18 protein-coding genes and 1 other RNA gene are annotated in these 19,919 nt (G+C 59.9%); 15 read left to right on the forward strand and 4 right to left on the reverse strand.

Going from position 1 to position 19,919, the window contains the following annotated elements; genetic code table 11:
* Positions 1 to 10: 10 nt before the first annotated feature.
* Genes dolP through GWQ31_RS17070 form a run of 4 tightly spaced genes read right to left on the reverse strand, consistent with a single transcriptional unit; the run spans position 11 to position 3,294 of the window.
* Positions 11 to 589: a division/outer membrane stress-associated lipid-binding lipoprotein gene (dolP, locus tag GWQ31_RS17055; RefSeq protein WP_265462648.1), complete on the reverse strand. Its 579-nt coding sequence runs from the start codon at positions 587 to 589 to the stop codon at positions 11 to 13.
* A 4-nt stretch (positions 590 to 593) separates the two neighbouring features.
* Positions 594 to 1,184, reverse strand: coding sequence for an SIS domain-containing protein (locus tag GWQ31_RS17060; protein WP_005314325.1), 591 nt, complete (start codon positions 1,182 to 1,184; stop codon positions 594 to 596).
* Positions 1,185 to 1,193: 9 nt separating this feature from the next.
* A complete protein-coding gene (locus GWQ31_RS17065) occupies positions 1,194 to 1,586 on the reverse strand; it encodes a YraN family protein (protein ID WP_275909874.1) in 393 nt (130 codons plus the stop codon).
* On the reverse strand, positions 1,507 to 3,294 hold the full coding sequence (locus tag GWQ31_RS17070) for a penicillin-binding protein activator (protein ID WP_275909875.1): 1,788 nt from the start codon (positions 3,292 to 3,294) through the stop codon (positions 1,507 to 1,509). Before GWQ31_RS17070 ends, GWQ31_RS17065 begins: the two co-directional genes overlap by 80 nt.
* A gap of 199 nt (positions 3,295 to 3,493) precedes the next feature.
* On the opposite strand from GWQ31_RS17070, the gene rsmI reads away from it, so the two are divergent.
* From rsmI to ftsA, 15 genes are all read left to right on the forward strand, one after another.
* Positions 3,494 to 4,327, forward strand: a complete 834-nt coding sequence (rsmI, locus tag GWQ31_RS17075; RefSeq protein ID WP_275909876.1) for a 16S rRNA (cytidine(1402)-2'-O)-methyltransferase — start codon at positions 3,494 to 3,496, stop codon at positions 4,325 to 4,327.
* Between the two features lie 157 nt (positions 4,328 to 4,484).
* Positions 4,485 to 4,871, forward strand: an RNA gene (gene rnpB / locus GWQ31_RS17080) — RNase P RNA component class A.
* A gap of 448 nt (positions 4,872 to 5,319) precedes the next feature.
* Positions 5,320 to 5,778: a division/cell wall cluster transcriptional repressor MraZ gene (gene mraZ, locus GWQ31_RS17085; protein WP_021140324.1), complete on the forward strand. Its 459-nt coding sequence runs from the start codon at positions 5,320 to 5,322 to the stop codon at positions 5,776 to 5,778.
* On the forward strand, positions 5,779 to 6,717 hold the full coding sequence (gene rsmH, locus GWQ31_RS17090) for a 16S rRNA (cytosine(1402)-N(4))-methyltransferase RsmH (protein ID WP_021140325.1): 939 nt from the start codon (positions 5,779 to 5,781) through the stop codon (positions 6,715 to 6,717).
* Between the two features lie 3 nt (positions 6,718 to 6,720).
* Positions 6,721 to 7,035: a cell division protein FtsL gene (gene ftsL / locus GWQ31_RS17095; protein WP_005314205.1), complete on the forward strand. Its 315-nt coding sequence runs from the start codon at positions 6,721 to 6,723 to the stop codon at positions 7,033 to 7,035.
* Positions 7,032 to 8,786 (forward strand): peptidoglycan glycosyltransferase FtsI, encoded by a 1,755-nt coding sequence (locus GWQ31_RS17100; protein ID WP_005314203.1) that lies wholly within the window; start codon positions 7,032 to 7,034, stop codon positions 8,784 to 8,786. The genes ftsL and GWQ31_RS17100 overlap by 4 nt, the downstream gene beginning before the upstream one ends.
* A 98-nt stretch (positions 8,787 to 8,884) precedes the next feature.
* Positions 8,885 to 10,369, forward strand: coding sequence for a UDP-N-acetylmuramoyl-L-alanyl-D-glutamate--2,6-diaminopimelate ligase (gene murE / locus GWQ31_RS17105; RefSeq protein WP_265462652.1), 1,485 nt, complete (start codon positions 8,885 to 8,887; stop codon positions 10,367 to 10,369).
* On the forward strand, positions 10,366 to 11,721 hold the full coding sequence (murF, locus tag GWQ31_RS17110) for a UDP-N-acetylmuramoyl-tripeptide--D-alanyl-D-alanine ligase (protein ID WP_265462653.1): 1,356 nt from the start codon (positions 10,366 to 10,368) through the stop codon (positions 11,719 to 11,721). Before murE ends, murF begins: the two co-directional genes overlap by 4 nt.
* Entirely contained in the window at positions 11,715 to 12,797 is a 1,083-nt protein-coding gene (gene mraY, locus GWQ31_RS17115) for a phospho-N-acetylmuramoyl-pentapeptide-transferase (RefSeq protein WP_005314196.1), read from the forward strand. Before murF ends, mraY begins: the two co-directional genes overlap by 7 nt.
* Before the next feature lie 3 nt (positions 12,798 to 12,800).
* On the forward strand, positions 12,801 to 14,084 hold the full coding sequence (murD, locus tag GWQ31_RS17120) for a UDP-N-acetylmuramoyl-L-alanine--D-glutamate ligase (RefSeq protein ID WP_275909877.1): 1,284 nt from the start codon (positions 12,801 to 12,803) through the stop codon (positions 14,082 to 14,084).
* Positions 14,081 to 15,265: a cell division protein FtsW gene (gene ftsW / locus GWQ31_RS17125; RefSeq protein ID WP_005314192.1), complete on the forward strand. Its 1,185-nt coding sequence runs from the start codon at positions 14,081 to 14,083 to the stop codon at positions 15,263 to 15,265. Before murD ends, ftsW begins: the two co-directional genes overlap by 4 nt.
* Positions 15,262 to 16,347, forward strand: coding sequence for an undecaprenyldiphospho-muramoylpentapeptide beta-N-acetylglucosaminyltransferase (gene murG, locus GWQ31_RS17130; protein ID WP_265462655.1), 1,086 nt, complete (start codon positions 15,262 to 15,264; stop codon positions 16,345 to 16,347). Before ftsW ends, murG begins: the two co-directional genes overlap by 4 nt.
* Positions 16,344 to 17,798, forward strand: a complete 1,455-nt coding sequence (gene murC, locus GWQ31_RS17135) for a UDP-N-acetylmuramate--L-alanine ligase (RefSeq protein ID WP_219614712.1) — start codon at positions 16,344 to 16,346, stop codon at positions 17,796 to 17,798. Before murG ends, murC begins: the two co-directional genes overlap by 4 nt.
* Before the next feature lie 97 nt (positions 17,799 to 17,895).
* Positions 17,896 to 18,648 carry a cell division protein FtsQ/DivIB gene (locus tag GWQ31_RS17140; protein WP_166541517.1) on the forward strand — a complete coding sequence of 251 codons (753 nt, stop codon included), beginning with the start codon at positions 17,896 to 17,898 and terminating at the stop codon, positions 18,646 to 18,648.
* Positions 18,629 to 19,888, forward strand: coding sequence for a cell division protein FtsA (gene ftsA / locus GWQ31_RS17145; protein ID WP_005314183.1), 1,260 nt, complete (start codon positions 18,629 to 18,631; stop codon positions 19,886 to 19,888). The genes GWQ31_RS17140 and ftsA overlap by 20 nt, the downstream gene beginning before the upstream one ends.
* The last annotated feature ends 31 nt before the right edge of the window (positions 19,889 to 19,919 follow it).

Raw genomic sequence — 19,919 nt, forward strand, 5'->3', positions numbered from 1 at the left:
ACCTGCGTGCTCAGTTCTGGGCGAACTCGAACGCTTTGATCACGCGCTTCACGCCACTGACGTGACGAGCTATCTCAACGGCGTGGTCCCCTTCCTTGCGAGTCACCAGGCCAATCAGGAACACCTCGCCGTTCTCGGTGACCACCTTGACCTTGGCGCTGTCGAAGTTCTTGGCCCCCAGCATGTCTGCACGGACCTTGGAGGTGATCCAGGAGTCATTGCTGCGTACCCCTATGCTGACTGGCTGGCCGAGTCGCAGCTCATTGTAGACGTGCCGTACGCCATCGATGCGGGCAACTATTTTGCCAGCCTCGAGCTTGTAAGCGTCAGAAGGTGTCTGACCCACCAACAGTACGCGGCCGTTGTTGCTGTAGACGCTGATCTTGCTGGCTGCACTCAACGGTTTGTTGTCGGCCAACAGATTGGCAGCTTTCAGTTCGATGGCCTGATCATCCCACTGGGCACCCAGAGTGCGGCGATCGCCGGAAGCCTTGGCAGTGCCTGCGGCACCGCCTACCACCACGGCTGCGCAGCCTTGCAGCAGCAGGGTGCCAGCCAGCAGGCCAAGCAGGAGAGTTTGCTTCTTCATGGTTTCAATCTTCCTGTTGCGGGAAAAGTGTCTGGTCGATGAGATCACACAGGCAGTGCAGGGTCAATAGGTTAACCTCCAGAATACGGGGGCGTCGGGCGGATGGTACCCGTATCTCCACATCGTTGGGACCGAGCAGTCCGGCGATTTCCCCACCGTCTCCCCCGCCGAGTACCACTATGGTCATATCCCGTGAAAGAGCGGCCTCTGCGGCCTTGATCAGGCTGCGGCTGTTGCCTGTCGTGGTGATGACCACCAGGATGTCACCGGCTTGCCCCAGGGCTCTGATCTGTTTGGCATAGACCTCTTCGAAGCCGTGATCAGTGGCGATGGCGCTGATGGTTGCCATGTCTGGGGTCAGTGCCATGCCCGGCAGGGAAGGGCGTTCGGTCTCGTAACAGTTGACCAGCTCGGAGATGAACAGCTGGGCCAGTGCCGCAGAGGGACCATTACCGCATGCCATCACCTTGTGGCCATTGAGCAGACAGATGGTCAGCATCTGGGCCGCAGTATGGATAGCGTCCGGCAGCGCCTCGGCGGCGGCAATTTTGGTCTGGATGCTTTCGGTGTAGTTTTCTTTGATGCGGTCAGTCATAGGGTCCTCTTAAAATGCGTTCTGGATCCAGTTTGGCTGGTCATCCTCAAACGCGATCACATCGAATCGGCAGGCCTGACTGGCCTCGTTGATGGCATGTTGCGTTAAATAGTGGCGCGCTGCCAGCACGATCTTGTGCTGTTTGCGCCGGGTGACAGAGCTGGCTGCCCCGCCATGGCTGGCATGAGCGCGGTATCTGACCTCAACAAACACCAGGGTATTCCCCTGGCGCATGATGAGATCGATTTCGCCGCCGCGGCAGCGGTAGTTGCGAGTCACGGGTTGCAGGCCGCGAGCCTGCAACCAGCGTTCCGCTACTTGCTCAAAGTGTTGTCCCTTGCTCGTCGGTGACGGAAACAGGTTCTGCCACTGCTGGCTCATCCGTGCCAATAGACCCTTCATTGGGGGCTCCCTCAATCTGAGGTGCTGCACTGTCGCTGACCAGTTCACCATTCTGATAGGTGGCCCAATCCAGTACCCGCACAATGTTGCCATTGGCATCCACGCTCAGCTGTCCGCTCATGCCTGGTTGCTGCATGGCATTGACCTTGCGCATCTGCTGCAGGTTTTCTGCCAGGCTGACGGCATCGTAGCCCAGTGCGAACAGGCGCATCAGGTCACCCTGGGTCTGCGGCCAGAGCAGTGCGATCTGCTCCCGTTGCTGCTCGTAGCCACCCAGCAGCAGCGGCATGTCTGAGATGTGCATACCATTGAGCTCGGAAGCGACCTCTGTGGTGGCGCTGTCGTAGCTGCGTGAGCTGCTGTAGATGGGCAGGCTGCCCATGGGATTGACCGAGATATCCACGTAGGGCTTGATCATCCGGGTCTCCAGGCTATTGGCGACCACGTAGACCACATCTATGCTGCGTGGCGCGGCTGCGGATAGTTGTACCACCTCCCCGGCCCGTGCGGTCGAGCGACCACTCAGAGCATTCTTGACCATGCCCTGCACTTCGTTACGAGCACCAAAGGTGGCCACGACCGGCTTGTCCTGACTCACTGTGGCCCATGCCTGCTCGAATGCCTTGATACTGCTGTAGCCAATTCGGCCCTGGGCCGCGATCAGCAGCGGTTTTCGGTAACCCTGACCGTAGAGATATTGCGCAGCCTGGGCTGCATCGGCAGCGGCAGAGAGCGAGAAGTAGAAGGTGCTGTCGTTGACGATAGGTTTGTCCAACTCGTTCAGCGCCAGCACGGGCACGGTCGGATTGGCCTTGAGCAGCTCCTCGACTCTGTCCTTGAGCAGCGGGCCAATGATCATGTTGGCCCCTTCCTGGATGGCTTGCTTGTAGAGTTCGCCCATCGCCTTGGTCTGGGTGTCGTAGAAGTTCAGGGTAAATTGGCTCTGATTCTCCTTGTAAGACATCAACATACCGTTGCGAATGGCGGCGCCCTGCGGCTCGAGATTGCCCGAGAGCGGCAGGAACACGGCGATCTGCTGCAGCGCATTGATGTGGCTGGTGGCGAGATCCCCCAGACCGGCCGGCATGTCTTTCTGGGCCGGATGGTCAGGGAAAGCCTGTTTCCATCCTGCCAGCTGACGGGCCAGTTGACTGGGCTGGGCACCGAACTCGTTAACCAGTGCCGCCAGTCGCAGCCAACCTGTTGTCACGTCAGGGGCTGGCGCCTCTTCCAGTGCCTGCAAGGTGGAGGGTGTCATGCTTTTGAGCAGAGACCAGATTTGCTGATGGTTGGTCGCCAGCTCATTCTGGGCCAGATAGGGCTCCATCAAGATCAGCGACTTGGCTGCACCAAACTTGTTGTTGATATCCAGCTGCAGCACTACCCGCTGGCGATACCAATTTTTCTGCGTATCGGCATCCAGCGGCACGTCGGGTTTGCCCTCCAGCAGGATCAGCGCCTGGTTGGCGTTGCCCTGGGCGAGCAACAGATGTGCCTGCAACAGTTGCAGCTGCGCTTTCTGCTCCGCGCTCTGGGCCTGCTTCTGTAGTTGCTGGTATAGCGCCGATGCCGGCTTGGCCTGGCCGAGTGCCAAGTAGCTACGTGCCGCCATCACCTGCCAAGTAAAGGCTTCGGCAGGTTTGACAGGATCCACCTGCTCCAGATACCACTGGGCATTTTTGGTCAGATCCGAGAAGGCCGACGGCATACCTGGCTGCCCGGAAGGTTGATTGGGCCCCGACGCACAGGCGGCGAGCAGTGCTGCCGCGAGTATGATGCCGAAGAGTCGTGATACACTTAGCTGCTTTGTAACCCGGTTCAAGTTCATTCCCCGACCAGTGTTGAAGTTCCCCATAGTGTAAACGGGCCAATATGGCGACACAATTGTCGGGACACTCGGAGATCCCATGAGTGACATCCCAACCCTGTATATAGTCCCCACTCCGATCGGTAATCTGGCGGACATTACCCAGCGTGCATTGGACATTTTACGTAGTGTCGATCTGGTGGCTGCCGAGGATACGCGTCATACCGGTATCCTGCTGAGCCACTACCAAATCTCGGTACCCACCTTCGCGATTCACGATCATAACGAGCAGCAGAAAGCCGATGTGCTGATCGGCCGGATCAAGGAAGGCAAGACCGTCGCTCTGGTCTCCGATGCGGGGACTCCGCTCATCAGCGACCCAGGCTACCACTTGGTCACCCGCTGTCGCGAAGCCGGCGTCAAGGTGGTACCACTGCCTGGTCCTTGTGCCGCCATCACGGCCCTGAGCGCAGCCGGTTTGCCGACCGACCGCTTCGCATTCGAAGGTTTTTTGCCCGCCAAAAGCAAAGGGCGTGATGACAGATTGCAGGCCGTGATCGAAGACACCCGCTCACTGGTATTTTATGAGTCCCCACGTCGGGTGCAGGATACGGTAGAAGCGATCGCTCGCATTCTGGGGGAGCGTCAGGTAGTGGTGTGCCGCGAATTGACCAAGACCTTCGAATCCATCCATGGTCTGCCCGCCTCCGAGATGCTGACCTGGCTTGGTCAGGATGATAACCGCTGCCGTGGCGAGATAGTGCTGGTGGTCGCGGGAGCCAGCAAAACGGATGAAGAGCTGCCTGCCGAGGCGATCCGTACCCTGGGGTTGCTGGTGACCGAGTTGCCACTGAAAAAAGCGGCGGCGCTCACCGCAGAAATCCATGGTGTGAAGAAAAATGCCCTCTACAAGTACGGATTAGAGCACTATTAAGCCGGCGAAATAGGCCGGCAGACTGTTTTCTGACCAGCGCGTTCACCCGTACCGACAAGCATTCAGCCTGTCAACGGAGGCCAAAGCGCGATAAATGGCTGTAAACGGGAATTGCCGGTTTACCCCGTGCGTATCGCAAGGCTATAATCCGCGCCTCGGAGTCGGCTGGGCAATCGCTGCTTCGTCGTTGTGTCTCTCGGGACAGACGGGCGGAGGGGAGGAAAGTCCGGGCTTCATAGGGCAGGGTGCCAGGTAACGCCTGGGGGGCGTGAGCCCACGACCAGTGCAACAGAGAGCAAACCGCCGATGGCCCGCAAGGGATCAGGTAAGGGTGAAAGGGTGCGGTAAGAGCGCACCGCGCGTCTGGTAACAGTTCGTGGCACGGTAAACTCCACCCGAAGCAAGACCAAATAGGCCCCTATTGGCGCGGCCCGCGTTGGGGGCGGGTAGGTTGCTTGAGCCAGCGAGCGATTGCTGGCCTAGAGGAATGATTGCTACCCGGGGCAACCCGGTACAGAACCCGGCTTACAGGCCGACTCCGACCTCTTTCTGAAGAGCCTTGCGATTTATCGCGAGGCTCTTTTTTATTTTTGGAGAAATATTGCCCTGTTTGAGCCGTGATATTTGTTGATAAATGATTTTTAACCACAATAGTTCTTTATAAAACATATGGTTATGGTTCATCTGTGTGCAGTATCAGTGTTGTTTGTCGTTGGGCCAACGAGAGATGACACTGGTGTGTCTTATTTGTTCAACTTGTTTATTTTTTAATTGATTTCAATTAATCGTATCGCGGTTAACACAAATAACCTGTGGAAAATCAACTCATTTAATCCTTAGTGACCAAACGCTGCGTCAATATGTTCCCCATGCCCGATATCCTCGCTTGAAAAGCCCTCAGCACGTCCTTAAACTTCAAGGTGGGGAAAAGTGGATCAAAGTGGTTTTTATCGGGCGATTTGCCCCCTTAACTCATTTTCAGGGACTGCAATTTGTTGCGTGGTGCACATGCCATCAGCCTGGACAGTAAAGGGCGACTGGCGATTCCGACCAAGTACCGTGATTGGCTGCGCGACGAAAGCGACGGCCAGCTGGTCTGCACCATAGATATTGCCCATCCTTGTCTGCTGCTTTACCCCCTGAACGAATGGGAAGAGATCGAGCGCAAGCTCAAGATGCTCTCCAGCATGAATCCCGTAGAACGCCGCTTGCAGCGGTTGTTGCTCGGCCATGCGACCGAATGCGAGCTGGACGGCAATGGCCGTCTGCTGCTGAGCCAGCCACTGCGCAGCCACGCAGGGCTGGACAAGAAGATCATGCTGGTGGGCCAGCTCAACAAGTTTGAGCTGTGGGATGAAGCCCGCTGGCAACAACAGGTCAATGATGACATTCAGGGCTTGCCTGAGGATGACTGGGCAAGCTCGCCACGACTACAGGATTTTTCTTTATAAATGACCCAAGCCGCTGAACACATCACAGTGCTGTTGCACGAAGCCGTTGAAGGGCTGGCCATCAAGCCGGACGGCATCTACGTGGACGGTACTTTTGGCCGTGGTGGTCACTCTCGTCTCATTCTCCAGCACCTTGGCCCCAATGGCCGGCTAATCGCTATCGATCGGGATCCCCAGGCCATTGCCGAGGCGGCCAAGATCCAGGATCCCCGTTTTGAAATCGTGCATGGTCCCTTCTCCGGTATCGTTTCCTATCTGGATGAGCGCGGTTTGCTGGGCAAAGTGGATGGCTTCCTGCTGGATCTCGGTGTCTCTTCACCCCAGTTGGATGATGCCGAACGTGGTTTCAGTTTCATGAAAGACGGCCCGCTCGACATGCGCATGGATCCCACCTCCGGCCAGAGTGCCGCGCAGTGGCTGGCCCGTGCCGATGTGGATGATATCGCCTGGGTCTTGAAGACCTTCGGCGAGGAGCGCTTTGCCAAGAAGATAGCCCGTGCCATTGTCCACGATCGGGTCACCGAGCCCTACGTACGGACCCGCCAGCTGGCCGAGATGATTGCCCGGGTCAATCCGAGCAAGGAGAAGGGCAAGCACGCCGCCACACGCAGCTTCCAGGCGATCCGTATCTATATCAACAGCGAACTGGACGAGATAGAGACAGCGCTGGACGGTGCCCTGCAGGCGTTGGCGCCAGAAGGGCGCCTCTCCGTCATCAGCTTCCACTCGCTGGAAGACCGGCTGGTGAAACACTTCATCCGCAAGCACGAGAAAGGCCCCGAAGTGCCGCGCGGTATCCCCTTGACCGAGGCCCAACTGGCCGGTGGTCGCAAATTGAAGTCGGTCGGCAAGGCGCTCAAGCCTTCCGAGCATGAAGTCACCGAAAACAGCCGATCCCGCAGCTCTGTGCTGCGGGTCGCCCAGCGTCTGGCGGAGTAAGCCATGAGCGAGGTGCGTGTTCATCTGGCCAAAGAGATCCTCGCTGATCTCTGGCGGCACAAGTTGCCGGTTGTACTGGCCTTTGCCGTGCTGATCACCGCCTTTGGCGTGATCCTGGTGACCAACATGACTCGCGGTCTGACAGCCAAGCAGAACGATCTGATGGCCGAGGAGGATCGACTCAACATCGAATGGCGCCACCTGCTGCTGGAACAGGGCACCTTGGCTGAGCATTCCCGGGTGGCGAGTCTGGCCATGGACAAGTTGCAGATGGCTCGCCCGCTGGTGACCACCGAGAAGGTAATTACACAACCATGAAACGCAAGGCATCTGCCAAGACTCCACCCAAAGCCAAAGCGCCGTCACTCTATCCGTGGCGCTTTCGCACGCTGGTGTTCTTTATCGGCATTGCGTTTGCCGGCCTGATCCTGCGGCTGGCCTGGATCCAGGTAATTGACCCGGATCGACTGCGTCAGGAAGGGGATATGCGTTCCCTGCGAACCACCTCCACCCAGGCTGTGCGTGGCATGATCACGGATCGCAACGGCGAACAGCTGGCGGTGTCAGTACCGGTAGAAGCGGTCTGGGCCGACCCCAAAACCGTGCACGAATCTGGCGCCATCCATAATGAGCGCGCCTGGCTCGCGCTCTCTGCCGTGCTCAAGCTCGACATCAATACCCTCAAGCACCGCATCTCCAACCCGAGCAAGCGCTTCGTCTACCTGCAGCGGCAGGTGACACCGGCAGTGGCGGAATACATCAAGGGCCTCAAGCTGGGCGGCATTTATCTGCGTCCCGAGGCACGTCGCTTCTATCCGACCGGCGAGATCAGCGCCCATCTGGTGGGGGTAACCAACATAGATGGCAGTGGCATCGAGGGGATCGAGCGCAGCTACAACGAGTGGTTGACGGCGACGCCGGGCGAGATGCGGGTGCGCAAAGACCGCCAGGGCAGAGTCATAGAGCGACTCGGGCTGGTCAAAGAGGGCAAGAACGCCAACGATCTGCAGCTGAGCATCGATCAACGGGTACAGGCGCTCGCCTATCGTGCCCTCAAGCATGCTACCGACGAGAACAAGGCGACGTCCGGCTCCATGGTGATGCTGGATATCAAGACCGGCGAGGTGCTCGCCATGGTCAACACCCCCTCCTACAACCCGAACAACCGCGGTCAGTACCAGAGTTTTCGGGTGCGCAATCGGGTAGTGACAGATACCTATGAGCCGGGTTCGACCATCAAGCCCCTGATCTTGTTGAGCGCCCTGCAGGCGGGAGTCACCAGCTGGAAGGACATTATCCCGGGTGGGCCCCTGTTTATCGGGGCCAAGCAGATCCGCGACGTGAGTATCCACAAAGCGACCAACCTGTATGACATATTGCGCTACTCCTCCAACATCGGCATGTCGCGCATCGCGCTGCGGATGCCGGCGCAGGAGATGATCAATACCCTCAGCATGGTCGGCTTCGGCATGGATACCGGCAGCGGTCTGATGGGCGAGAGCAGTGGCATGCTGCCCCAGCGCCGCCGCTGGTCCGATATCGAGCGGGCAACCCTCTCTTTTGGCTATGGTCTGCGGGTCACCCCGCTGCAACTTGCGTCTGCCTATGCCACTCTGGCCAACAAGGGCAAGCGGGTGCCGCTTTCCATCGTCAAGGTAACCACGCCGCCCAAGGGTGAACAGGTCATCGACCACAACAATGCCACCGCCATGCTGCAGGCGCTGGAGTATGTGGTCAGCAATGCCATCCCGAAAGCACAGATCCCTGGCTATCGGGTTGGCGGCAAGAGTGGTACCGCCAAAGTCGCCGTCGCCGGCGGTTACGGCAAGGACTACATGGCCTGGTTTGCCGGTTTCGCCCCGGCCAGCAATCCCCGTTTCGTCATGGTGGTGGTGATCAACGAGCCAAAGGGCAGCGCTTACTATGGCGGTGCCGTGGCGACGCCACCGTTTGCCGAAGCCATGGGTGGAGTGCTGCAACTTTTCAATATTCGTCCCGATGCGATACCGCCTTCGGTACCCCCCAAGCTTGCCCGTACGGAGGCCACCCATGCTGCGCCACGTACTTGATCTGCTGCATTCCTTGTTTGTTCCTGTTGTTTTCGGGGCCTTTTCCATGTCGCTTTACCGTTTGAGCACCCGCCTTCTCGCCTGTACGGAGGCTTCCCATGTTGCACCGCGCACTTGATTCACTGCTGCGCCCCTTCGGCATCAGTGCTCCGGCGCTCAGCCTCACCGATATCCAGCTGGACAGTCGGCGGGTCGGGCCAGGCTGTCTCTTTATCGCTATCCGCGGGCATCAGATGGATGGCAGACGGTTTATCGAACAGGCGGTGGCTCAGGGAGCGACCGCCATCGTGTTTGAGGAGGACGGAGAATTTGTCGCGCCGCCTCTGACCATTCCTTGCATCGGGATCCGTGATCTGCCAGCCAGGCTCTCCGAGCTGGCTGGCTATTTTTACGGGCAACCAGCCAACAAGCTGGATCTGGTGGGCATCACTGGTACCAACGGCAAGAGCACCACTGCGCTGCTGGTTGCCAACTGGCGTACCCTGCTGGGTGGCAAGGCCGGGGTGATGGGCACCATAGGCAATGGCCTGTTCGGTGAGCTGGTTGAAGCAGAAAACACCACCGGCAGTGCCGTGCAGGTGCAGGCCAATCTTGCGAGCCTGCAACAGCAGGGGGGGGATCTGGTGGCGATGGAGGTGTCCAGCCATGGTCTGGTACAGCATCGCGTTGCGGCGCTGCCGTTTGCTGCCGCCGTTTTCACCAACCTGAGCCGGGATCATCTGGACTACCACGGCACCATGGAAGCCTATGGCGCCGCCAAGGAAGAGCTGCTCAAACTGGTCGATGAACCCTGCGCCGTCATCAATGCCGATGACCGGCTGGGGCGCCAGTGGCTGGCGGCCTATCCCGCTGCGGTGGCATTCAGCGTAAACGGCCCGATTGCAGACCATCCGGGTCGACAGCTGACGGCGCAGGATCCCCACTTCCACCAACAAGGTTTTCGCACACAGATTAACTCCAGTTGGGGGAATGGTGTATTATCCGCCCCCTTGCTCGGACGCTTCAACGTCAGCAATGTGCTGGCCGCCATGGGCGCCATGCTGGTGCTCGGTTATGACTTCAACGCGCTGCTGGCAACCGCGCCTCAATTGCAACCGGTGACCGGTCGCATGGAGTGCTTCGGTGGCGGCAATGCACCGCTCGCCGTGGTCGATTATGCCCATACCCCGGACGCGCTGGAGAAGGCGTTGCAGGCCCTGCGGGTACACTGCGAAGGTCAGCTCTGGTGTCTGGTAGGGTGCGGTGGCGACCGGGATCGCGGCAAGCGCCCCATGATGGCCGCCATGGCAGAGCAGCATGCGGATCGCGTGATCCTCACCGACGACAACCCCCGTACCGAGGAGCCGGCCCAGATCATGGCGGACATGGTGGCGGGCCTTCGCGATCCTGCTGCTGTGCAGGTCGAGCACGACAGGGTCAAGGCGATTGCACTGGCCCTCGGTCAGGCGAGCAAACAGGACATCATCCTAGTGGCCGGTAAGGGCCACGAGGATTATCAGATCATTGGAACCGACAAGCGGCACTACAGCGACCGGGAAACCGTCGCCGCCGCCTTGCACACATTATTGGAGTCATTCACATGATGACCCTCAGGCTTGCCGACCTGGCGCAGGTGATTGATGCCCGTCTGATTGGTGAAGACGGCGAGATCACGACTGTCAGTACCGACACCCGCACCTTGGGGAAGGGCGCCCTGTTTGTTGCGCTGCGCGGTGAGCGTTTCGATGCCCACGATTTTTGCGAGCAGGCCGTTGCCGCAGGGGCTTCTGCCCTGCTGGTGGAGCGCGAGCTGCCATTGGCCATTCCACAGCTTGTCGTGACCGACAGTCTCAAGGGGCTGGGGCATATCGGCAAGTTGGTGCGCGAGCGCATCAACCCGAAAGTGCTGGCCATTACCGGTAGCTGTGGCAAGACAACGGTGAAAGAGATGGCGACCGCCATCCTGCGGCACGAAGGGGAAGTGCTGGCCACCGCCGGCAACTTCAACAATGAAGTGGGCGTGCCGCTGACCCTGTTGCGGCTCGAACCGCAGCACCGGTTTGCGGTGATGGAGCTGGGTGCCAACCACCCGGGCGAGATCGCCTGGACCACGTCGCTGGCCCGACCCGATGCCGCCCTCATCAATAACGTGGCGGCGGCCCATCTGGAGGGCTTCGGCTCCCTTGAGGGTGTCTTTCACGCCAAGAGCGAGATTTTTGAAGGTCTGAGCGAGGGCGGTAGCGCCATCGTCAACGCTGACAACGAATTCTGGCCGAAGTGGCGGGAACGCGGCATCCATAACGCCTTCTCCATCGAAGACCAGAGCCAACCATACCACGCTCGAAACGTGGTGCTTAACAATGAAGGCTGCGCCGAATTTGTGATGGTGACGCCGAACGGGGAATTGAGCCTGACTCTGGCCATTCCAGGTCGCCACAACGTGGCCAATGCCCTGGCTGCTGCCGCAGGCTGTCTGGCGCTTGGAGCTTCGCTTGCCTCCGTCAAGGCGGGGCTGGAGCAGATGGCGCCGGTCAAGGGACGCTTTTGCGTACAGCGCTGGGGTGGGCTCACACTGGTGGATGACACCTATAACGCCAGTGTGGAGTCCGTGCTGGCGGGCATCGATGCCCTGACTGCCATGGGTGGCTACAAGGTGCTGGTATTCGGTGACATGAAGGAGTTGGGTGAGGAGTCTGCCGAGCAACACGCCCGGGTCGGACGCCATGCCAGTGAGTGCGGTCTGGACGCCGTGCTGACAGTAGGGGAACAGAGTCGCCACACCGCAGATGCCGCGGCTGGTCGACATTTCGATAACAAGGCGTCGTTGTTTGAAGTGCTTGCGCAAATGATAAATACACATCAAGAAATTTCGATTCTGGTCAAAGGTGCCCGCGGCTCCCGCATGGAAGATATCGTCAAGATGGTCGTTGACCGTCAGGAGTCAGCCACATGCTAGTCTGGCTGGCGGAACTGCTCACCCCGCACTTCACCTTCTTCAACGTCTTCTCCTACCTGACGTTTCGCGCCATTTTGTCGATCATCACGGGTCTGGTGGTGGCGCTCTGGATGGGGCCTCACCTCATCCGTCGTCTGCAGATCCTGAAATTCGGCCAGGTGATCCGCAACGACGGCCCCGAATCCCATCTGAGCAAACGGGGTACCCCGACCATGGGGGGGCTGATGATCATCGCAGCCATCTTCATCTCTGTGCTGCTCTGGAGCCGTCTCGACAACCCCTATGTCTGGCTGGTGCTGTTCGTGCTCGGTGCCTACGGTGCCATCGGCTTTGCCGATGACTACCTCAAGGTGGTGCGCAAGAATACCGACGGCCTGATCGCCCGCTGGAAGTACTTCTGGCAATCCGCCGTTGCGCTGTTGGTGGCTGTGTTCCTCTATACCACGGCCACCCACGACGGCCAGACCCAGCTGGTGGTGCCCTTCCTCAAGGATGTGATGCCGCAGCTGGGACTGATGTTCATAGTGCTGACCTATTTTGTCATCGTCGGCACCTCCAACGCGGTTAACCTGACCGACGGTCTGGATGGGCTGGCCATCATGCCGACCGTGATGGTGGCAGGGGGCTTTGCCCTGATCGCCTGGGCGACCGGCAACGTCAACTTCGCCAACTACCTGCATATTCCCTACGTGCCCTATACCTCCGAGCTGGTGATCGTCTGCACCGCCATCGTCGGTGCGGGCCTGGGCTTTCTCTGGTTCAATACCTATCCGGCCCAGGTCTTCATGGGGGACGTCGGTTCCCTGGCCCTCGGCGGCGCGCTTGGCACCATAGCCGTGCTGGTGCGCCAGGAGTTTCTGCTGGTGATCATGGGGGGGGTCTTCGTGATGGAGACCGTCTCCGTGATCCTGCAGGTGGGATCCTACAAGCTGCGCGGCGTGCGCATCTTCCGCATGGCGCCAATCCATCACCATTATGAGAAAAAAGGCTGGCCGGAGCCGCGCGTTATCGTGCGTTTCTGGATCATCACTCTCATGCTGGTGCTGCTTGGCCTCGCCACACTGAAGGTGAGGTAAGCCATGGTCATCATCATCGGACTCGGTAAAACCGGACTCTCCTGCGTCGACTACTTCCTCGGCCGTGGCGTCACGCCTCTGGTGATGGATACCCGCGCCAATCCACCTGGCAAGGATCAACTGCCCGACGAGGTAGAACTGATCCATGGGCTGGATGGCGATCTGCTCAAGCAGGCGCACATGATAGTGGCGAGCCCGGGCATTGCCCTGACCACTCCCGAACTGAAAGCTGCGGCCGAGTTCGGGGTGAGTATCGTTGGCGATATCGAGCTGTTCGTGCGCGAGACCCAGGTGCCGGTGATCGCCATCACGGGTTCCAACGGCAAGAGCACAGTCACCACCCTGGTCGGCGAGATGATTGCCGAGGCCGGCCTCAAGGTTGGCGTCGGTGGCAACATAGGCACGCCAGCGCTGGAGCTGCTCAAGCAGCCGATGGACCTCTGCGTGCTGGAGCTTTCCAGCTTCCAGCTGGAGACCACCCACAGCCTGCGTGCCGCCGCCTCCGTGGTGCTGAACCTGTCTGAAGACCATATGGATCGTTATCAGGGGATGGCCGATTACCGCGCCGCCAAGATGGAGATCCACCAGCATTCCAAACACATTCTGGTCAACCGGGACGATGCCCAGACCCAGCCCGACGTGGGTCAGGTATGGCAGAGCTTCGGTCTCGACTGCAACGGCTATGGCCGCTGCCTGCTGGATGGCCGCCACTGGTTGACCCTGCATGGTGAGCCGCTGCTCCCCGTGGACGAAATGAAGATCGTCGGTGCCCACAATCAGGCGAATGCCCTGGCCGCCATGGCCCTGTGCGATGCGGTAGGCATTCCCCGCGAGCCGCAACTCGCCGTGCTGCGCCGTTTTGAAGGCCTGCCCCACCGAGCCCGCTTCGTGCGGGAGGTGAACGGAGTGCGCTGGATCAACGATTCCAAGGCCACCAATGTGGGCGCCACTCTGGCTGCCGTGGCCGGTGTGCGGGAAGCTGTCAAGGGACGCCTGTTGCTGCTGGCCGGTGGTCAGGGCAAGGGACAGGATTTTGGTCCGCTGCAGGCACTGCTTGGCCACCAGATCGATCACATGTATTGCTTCGGTCAGGATGCCGACATACTGCTCGCTCTCGGTGAGCAGACCGAGCGGGTATCCGACCTCGATGCCGCCGTGGCCAAGGCCGCAGCCGATGCCAGACCGGGTGACTGGGTGTTGCTGGCGCCGGCCTGCGCCAGTCTGGATCAATTCAAGTCGTTCGAAGCCCGTGGCGATCACTTCACCAAAATGGTGCTGGCACTATGAGCGCCCTTCGCTCCGTCGCAGGATTGCTGCAACGCTGGTTGTTACCGGCGCGCCCTGCGGGTCTCTACGATCGGCAGCTGGTGGTGCTGGCGCTGGCGTTGATGGCGGTGGGGCTGGTGATAGTGGCCTCGGCCTCGATCCCGGAGGGGATCGCCATCAACAACGATCCCTTCATGTTCGTGAAGCGTCACGGCCTGTTTCTGGTGATGGCTCTTGGCATCTCCTGGTTTGTGCTGCAGGTGCCCATGGCACGCTGGCAGCATTACAACGGCCCCATGCTGGTACTCGCCATCCTGATGCTGGTGCTGGTGTTGCTGGTGGGGCGTAGCGTCAACGGTTCTATCCGCTGGCTGCCCCTTGGCCCGTTCAACCTGCAACCGGCGGAGTTTGGCAAGCTGGCGCTGTTTGTCTATCTGGCGGGCTACCTGGTGCGCCGCCAGAGCGAGGTGCGCGAGCGCTTCATCGGTTTCATGAAGCCGATGGCAGTGCTGTTCGTGGTGGCTATTCTGCTGCTGGCCCAGCCTGATCTGGGTTCTGTGGTCGTGATGTTTGTCACCTCTCTGGGCATGTTGTTCCTCGCAGGGGCGCGCCTGGGCCAATTCATCGGTCTTATCCTGGTGGGGGTGAGCGCCGTAGTGACTCTGGTTATCGCCGAGCCGTACCGGATGCGGCGGGTGACTTCCTTCCTTGACCCCTGGGCCGATCCGTTTGGCAGCGGTTACCAGCTGACCCAGTCGTTGATGGCGTTTGGTCGTGGCAGCTGGTTTGGTGAGGGGCTTGGCAACTCCATCCAGAAGATGGAGTACCTGCCGGAAGCCCACACCGACTTCGTGTTTGCGATCCTGGGTGAAGAGCTGGGTTATGCCGGCGTGCTGGGCGCGCTGTTTCTCATTTTTGCGCTCTCGTTCAAGGCGCTCAAGCTGGGTCACCAGGCTCTGGTTGCCGAGCGCTTGTATGAAGGCTATCTGGCCATTGGCATCGGCATCTGGTTCAGCTTCCAGACCTTCGTCAACGTCGGCGCCGCCAGCGGCATGATGCCCACCAAGGGGCTGACCCTGCCGCTGGTCAGTTATGGCGGTTCCAGTCTCATCATCATGATGGTGGCGGTGAGCATGCTGGTTCGTATCGATTTCGAGTTGCGTCAGGCCAGTGCCCAGGCGCGTGTGCGGGAGGTTTCGTGAGCAAGACACTGCTGGTGATGGCAGGCGGTACCGGGGGCCATGTGTTCCCTGGCCTGGCCGTGGCCGATCGCCTCAAGGCCCAGGGCTGGACCATTCACTGGCTCGGCACCGCCGACCGTATGGAGGCCGAGCTGGTGCCCGCCCACGGTTATCCCATCTCCTTCATCGACATTCAGGGAGTGCGTGGCAACGGCATCAAGCGTCTGCTGGCTGCACCCTATCGCATCGTCAAGTCGGTGCTGCAGGCTCGCCGCGTGCTCAAGACCATACGGCCCGACGTTGTGCTCGGCATGGGCGGCTTTGCCTCAGGCCCTGGCGGCGTGGCGGCCTGGCTGTCCGGCATTCCCCTGCTGCTGCACGAGCAGAATGCGGCGGCCGGCCTCACCAACAAACTGCTGGCACGCCTCGCCAAGCGGGTGCTGATGGCCTTCCCGGGGGCATTTGCACCGAGTCGTCGCACCGCTGTGGTGGGCAACCCGGTTCGACCCGAAGTGGTCGCCTTGCCGGATCCGCAGCGAAGCAGCAGCACAGAGCCGCTGCATCTGCTGATCGTCGGTGGCAGCCTGGGAGCCCGGGTGCTCAACGAACAGGTGCCAGCGGCGGTTGCGGCTGCCGGCGTGCAGATTGAAGTGCGTCACCAGTGTGGCAAGGGCAATGGCGAGTCTGTCTCCGCTGCCTATGCCCAGCACGGCATCAATGCCGAGGTGAGCGAGTTTATCAAGGACATGGCCGATGCCTATGCCTGGGCCGATCTGGTGGTGTGTCGCGCGGGGGCCCTGACCGTCTCCGAAGTTGCCGCTGCCGGCGTCGCCGCCATTTTTGTGCCACTGCCCCATGCGGTGGATGATCACCAGACCCGCAACGCCTTGACTCTGGTCGATGGTGGCGCTGCTGAATTCCTGCCCCAATCCGAGCTGACCACGGCCTCTCTGGCTGCGCGTCTCTCCTGGCTTGCCGGGCGCAGGGAAACCCTATTGAACATGGCCCAGGCCGCCCGTCGTGTTGCCATTACCGATGCCGCCGAGCGGGTTGCCGATGAATGCAAGCGACTTGCAGCCGGGCAGAATGAGAGAGAACTATGACCAAGGTTGAACTGGCAAAACTGCGTACCATGATCCCTGAAATGCGTCGGGTGCGTCGCATCCACTTTATCGGCATAGGTGGCGCCGGTATGGGCGGGATCGCCGAGGTGCTTGCCAACGAAGGGTATCAGGTGACCGGTTCTGATCTGGCCCGAAATGCGGTGACTGAGCGACTGGCGTCGCTGGGTGCCCATATCTTCGTGGGGCACAGTGCCGACCACGTGAGCGAGGCGAGCGTGGTGGTGGTTTCTACCGCCATCAAGCAGGATAACCCCGAGTTGCTGGCTGCCCGCGAGTTGCGCATACCCGTGGTGCGCCGCGCCGAGATGCTGGCCGAGCTGATGCGTTTTCGTCATGGTATCGCCATAGCGGGGACGCATGGCAAGACCACCACCACCAGTCTGGTGGCGAGCATCTATGCCGAAGCGGACAGGGATCCGACCTTCGTCATTGGCGGTCTGCTCAACAGCGCCGGTACCAATGCGCGTCTGGGCAGCAGCCGTTACCTGATTGCAGAAGCGGACGAGAGCGATGCCTCCTTCCTGCATCTGCAGCCCATGGTTTCCATAGTGACCAACATCGAAGCGGATCACATGGAAACCTACGGTGGCGACTTTTCCAAGCTGAAGGCCACCTTCATCGACTTTTTGCACAACCTGCCGTTTTACGGTCTGGCCGTGGTGTGTGTGGATGACCCCGTGATCCGTGGCATGTTGCCCGAGATCGCTCGCCCGACCATTACCTACGGTCTGAGCGACGACGCAGATGTGCAGGTACTGGACTTCGTGCAGACCAGCAATCGCAGCTGTTTCCGGGTGCGTCGCAAGGATGCAGGCGAGCTGGCAGTGACCTTGAACCTGCCTGGCATCCACAATGCGCTCAATGCTGCCGCAGCGATTGCTGTCGCTACCGAAGACGGGATCGGCGATGATGCCATCATATGTGCGCTGGCCAAGTTTGAAGGGGTAGGACGCCGCTTCCAGCAATATGGTGAATTCGAGACAGGTCGTGGCAAGGCCATGCTGGTGGATGACTACGGTCACCACCCGAGCGAAGTCAAGGTGACCATCAATGCCGCACGCGCCGGTTGGCCGGACAAGCGCCTGGTCATGGTGTTCCAGCCACACCGCTACACCCGTACCCGCGATCTCTATGAAGACTTCTCGGACGTGCTCTCCAAGGTGGATGTGCTGGTGATGCTGGAAGTCTATGCCGCCGGCGAAGAGCCAATCCCCGGGGCAGATGGTCGAGCGTTGTGCCGCTCCATCCGTTCCCGTGGCAGCCTGGAACCCATCTTTGCCGCTACTCCGGACGATGTCCCTGCGATACTGGCGGACCTGATTGGCGAGGGGGATCTGGTGCTGACCCAGGGGGCCGGGAACGTAGGTGCCTTGTCCCGTCGTCTTGGTGAGATGAAATTGAGCATCGACAGCATGAAATCCGGCGCCTGAGGGCCCAATGAGTATTTTGACCGCCAAGCCGGCGCCTATATAATGGCGAGCCGGTCTGCAAAGGGCCAAAGTGGCGCGTTAAACGGGGAAAGATCGGGTGGAGGCAAGTGCACAAGGGCGCACCAAGGGTGGCTTCATTGCAGGGGTGGCATTTTTCATCCTGGTCATGTGGGGTCTCTACCAGACTGCGCTGGATGTTAAAGGTTGGCTGACGGATGCCAACCGGTTGCCCATGAGCGAGCTCTTGCTGCAGGGGCAACACCAGTATTTGCAAACCGACGAGTTGCGTAGCGCCGTGCTGGATGGTGCCGAGCTGCGTAACTTCTTCGAGTTGGACGTTAACGAATTACAGGCGCGGTTGAACGCCTTGCCTTGGGTGGCCCAGGTCTCTGTACGCAAGAAGTGGCCAAACAAGATCAAGGTCTATCTCACCGAACAGGCGGTAGCGGCACGCTGGAATGGCAACCGCTTCGTCAACACCAAGGGTGAGGTGTTCAGTGCGCCGGACAGGGTGAAGACCCCCTTGATGCAGCTATCCGGGCCTGAAGACCAGGCCGCCAAGGTGCTGGAAGCCAGCCGTCAGTACGAGGCGCAGCTGGCGGCCAGAGGATACAAGTTGCTGGGGGTGAATCTGACTCCCCGCCATGCCTGGGAATTGACCCTGGATGGCAACATTCAGCTGTTTTTGGGGCGCGCGGATATTGCGCTCCGACTGCAGCGGTTTATCGATGCTTTTCCGGTCATCGAACCCCGTGAGCGGGTTGCTTATGTGGATCTTCGATATGACACCGGAATGGCAGTTGGCTGGAAGAAGAACGAAGAGAAAGTGAATGACCAAAACCGCAGATAGAAATCTGATTGTCGGACTGGATATCGGCACAACCAAGGTGGCGGTTCTGGTCGGCGAAGTGCTGCCAGACGGTGAGCTCAATGTCATCGGCATGGGCAGTCACGCCTCGCGTGGCATGGATAAGGGCGGGGTCAACGATCTCGATTCCGTGGTCAAGTCCCTGCGTCGTGCGGTGGAAGAGGCAGAGATGATGGCCGACTGCCAGATCAGCTCTGTGTATCTGGGGCTGTCCGGCAAGCATATCGATTGCCGCAACGAAACCGGCATGGTGCCCATCTCCGATGAGGAGGTGACCCAGGAGGACGTGGACAACGTCATCCACACCGCCAAGTCGGTACGGTTGTCCGATGAGCTGCGGGTGCTGCATGTGCTGCCCCAGGAGTTTGCCATCGACTACCAGGAAGGGATCAAGAACCCGGTTGGTTTGTCCGGTGTGCGGATGGCGGCCAAGGTGCACCTGATCACCTGCCACAACGACATGGCCCGCAACATTGAAAAATGTGTGGAGAAGGTCGGCTTGCGAGTGGATCAGCTGATCTTCTCCGCGCTGGCTTCCAGCTATGCCGTGCTGACCGAAGACGAGAAAGAGCTGGGTGTCTGCGTGGTGGACATAGGTGGCGGTACCATGGACATGTCGCTGTTTACCGGCGGTGCCCTGCGCCACACCAAGGTGATCCCGTACGCCGGCAGCACAGTGACCAGCGATATCGCCTACGCCTTCGGCACACCGCCGCTTGACGCAGAAGCGATCAAGGTGCGCTATGGCTGTGCCCTCGGCCGTCTGGTCAGCAAGGAAGACAATATTGAAGTACCCAGTGTCGGCGGTCGTCCGGCGCGTAGCCTGCAACGGCAGACACTGGCTGAAGTGATTGAACCCCGTTACACCGAGTTGCTCTCCATGGTGAATGATGAGCTGGTGCGGGTACAAAGCGAGTTGAAAGCGCAGGGGGTCAAGCATCAGCTGGCAGCTGGTGTGGTCTTGACCGGCGGCGCTGCCCAGATCGAAGGCATTGTGGAGTGTGCAGAGCAGATCTTCCAAAGCCAGGTCCGGGTGGGAGAGCCCATGAATATACGGGGATTGAGTGATTATGTGCAGGCGCCTGTGTACTCGACCGCGGTCGGGTTGCTGCAGTACGGCCGCACCCATCAATCTTCAGGCAGTAGCAAGGAATATGCCGCCAAGGCAAGCGTAGGTGGGCTGGTCAAACGGGTCAGCAACTGGTTGCGTGGCGAGTTCTAAAAGATTTTGCTGAGTCAGGCAAATAAAGCGG

The sequence above is a fragment of the Aeromonas sp. 2MA4 genome (genome assembly GCF_029237305.1).
Lineage (GTDB): Bacteria > Pseudomonadota > Gammaproteobacteria > Enterobacterales > Aeromonadaceae > Aeromonas > Aeromonas salmonicida.

What these genes read in the sequence shown, in the direction of transcription:
- dolP (WP_265462648.1), bottom strand. Translation starts at nt 589, where the DNA reads ATGAAGAAGCAAACTCTCCTGCTTGGCCTGCTGGCTGGCACCCTGCTG.
- GWQ31_RS17060 (WP_005314325.1), bottom strand. Translation starts at nt 1,184, where the DNA reads ATGACTGACCGCATCAAAGAAAACTACACCGAAAGCATCCAGACCAAA.
- GWQ31_RS17065 (WP_275909874.1), bottom strand. Translation starts at nt 1,586, where the DNA reads ATGAAGGGTCTATTGGCACGGATGAGCCAGCAGTGGCAGAACCTGTTT.
- GWQ31_RS17070 (WP_275909875.1), bottom strand. Translation starts at nt 3,294, where the DNA reads ATGCCGTCGGCCTTCTCGGATCTGACCAAAAATGCCCAGTGGTATCTG.
- rsmI (WP_275909876.1), top strand. Translation starts at nt 3,494, where the DNA reads ATGAGTGACATCCCAACCCTGTATATAGTCCCCACTCCGATCGGTAAT.
- rsmH (WP_021140325.1), top strand. Translation starts at nt 5,779, where the DNA reads ATGACCCAAGCCGCTGAACACATCACAGTGCTGTTGCACGAAGCCGTT.
- ftsL (WP_005314205.1), top strand. Translation starts at nt 6,721, where the DNA reads ATGAGCGAGGTGCGTGTTCATCTGGCCAAAGAGATCCTCGCTGATCTC.
- GWQ31_RS17100 (WP_005314203.1), top strand. Translation starts at nt 7,032, where the DNA reads ATGAAACGCAAGGCATCTGCCAAGACTCCACCCAAAGCCAAAGCGCCG.
- murE (WP_265462652.1), top strand. Translation starts at nt 8,885, where the DNA reads ATGTTGCACCGCGCACTTGATTCACTGCTGCGCCCCTTCGGCATCAGT.
- murF (WP_265462653.1), top strand. Translation starts at nt 10,366, where the DNA reads ATGATGACCCTCAGGCTTGCCGACCTGGCGCAGGTGATTGATGCCCGT.
- mraY (WP_005314196.1), top strand. Translation starts at nt 11,715, where the DNA reads ATGCTAGTCTGGCTGGCGGAACTGCTCACCCCGCACTTCACCTTCTTC.
- murD (WP_275909877.1), top strand. Translation starts at nt 12,801, where the DNA reads ATGGTCATCATCATCGGACTCGGTAAAACCGGACTCTCCTGCGTCGAC.
- ftsW (WP_005314192.1), top strand. Translation starts at nt 14,081, where the DNA reads ATGAGCGCCCTTCGCTCCGTCGCAGGATTGCTGCAACGCTGGTTGTTA.
- murC (WP_219614712.1), top strand. Translation starts at nt 16,344, where the DNA reads ATGACCAAGGTTGAACTGGCAAAACTGCGTACCATGATCCCTGAAATG.
- ftsA (WP_005314183.1), top strand. Translation starts at nt 18,629, where the DNA reads ATGACCAAAACCGCAGATAGAAATCTGATTGTCGGACTGGATATCGGC.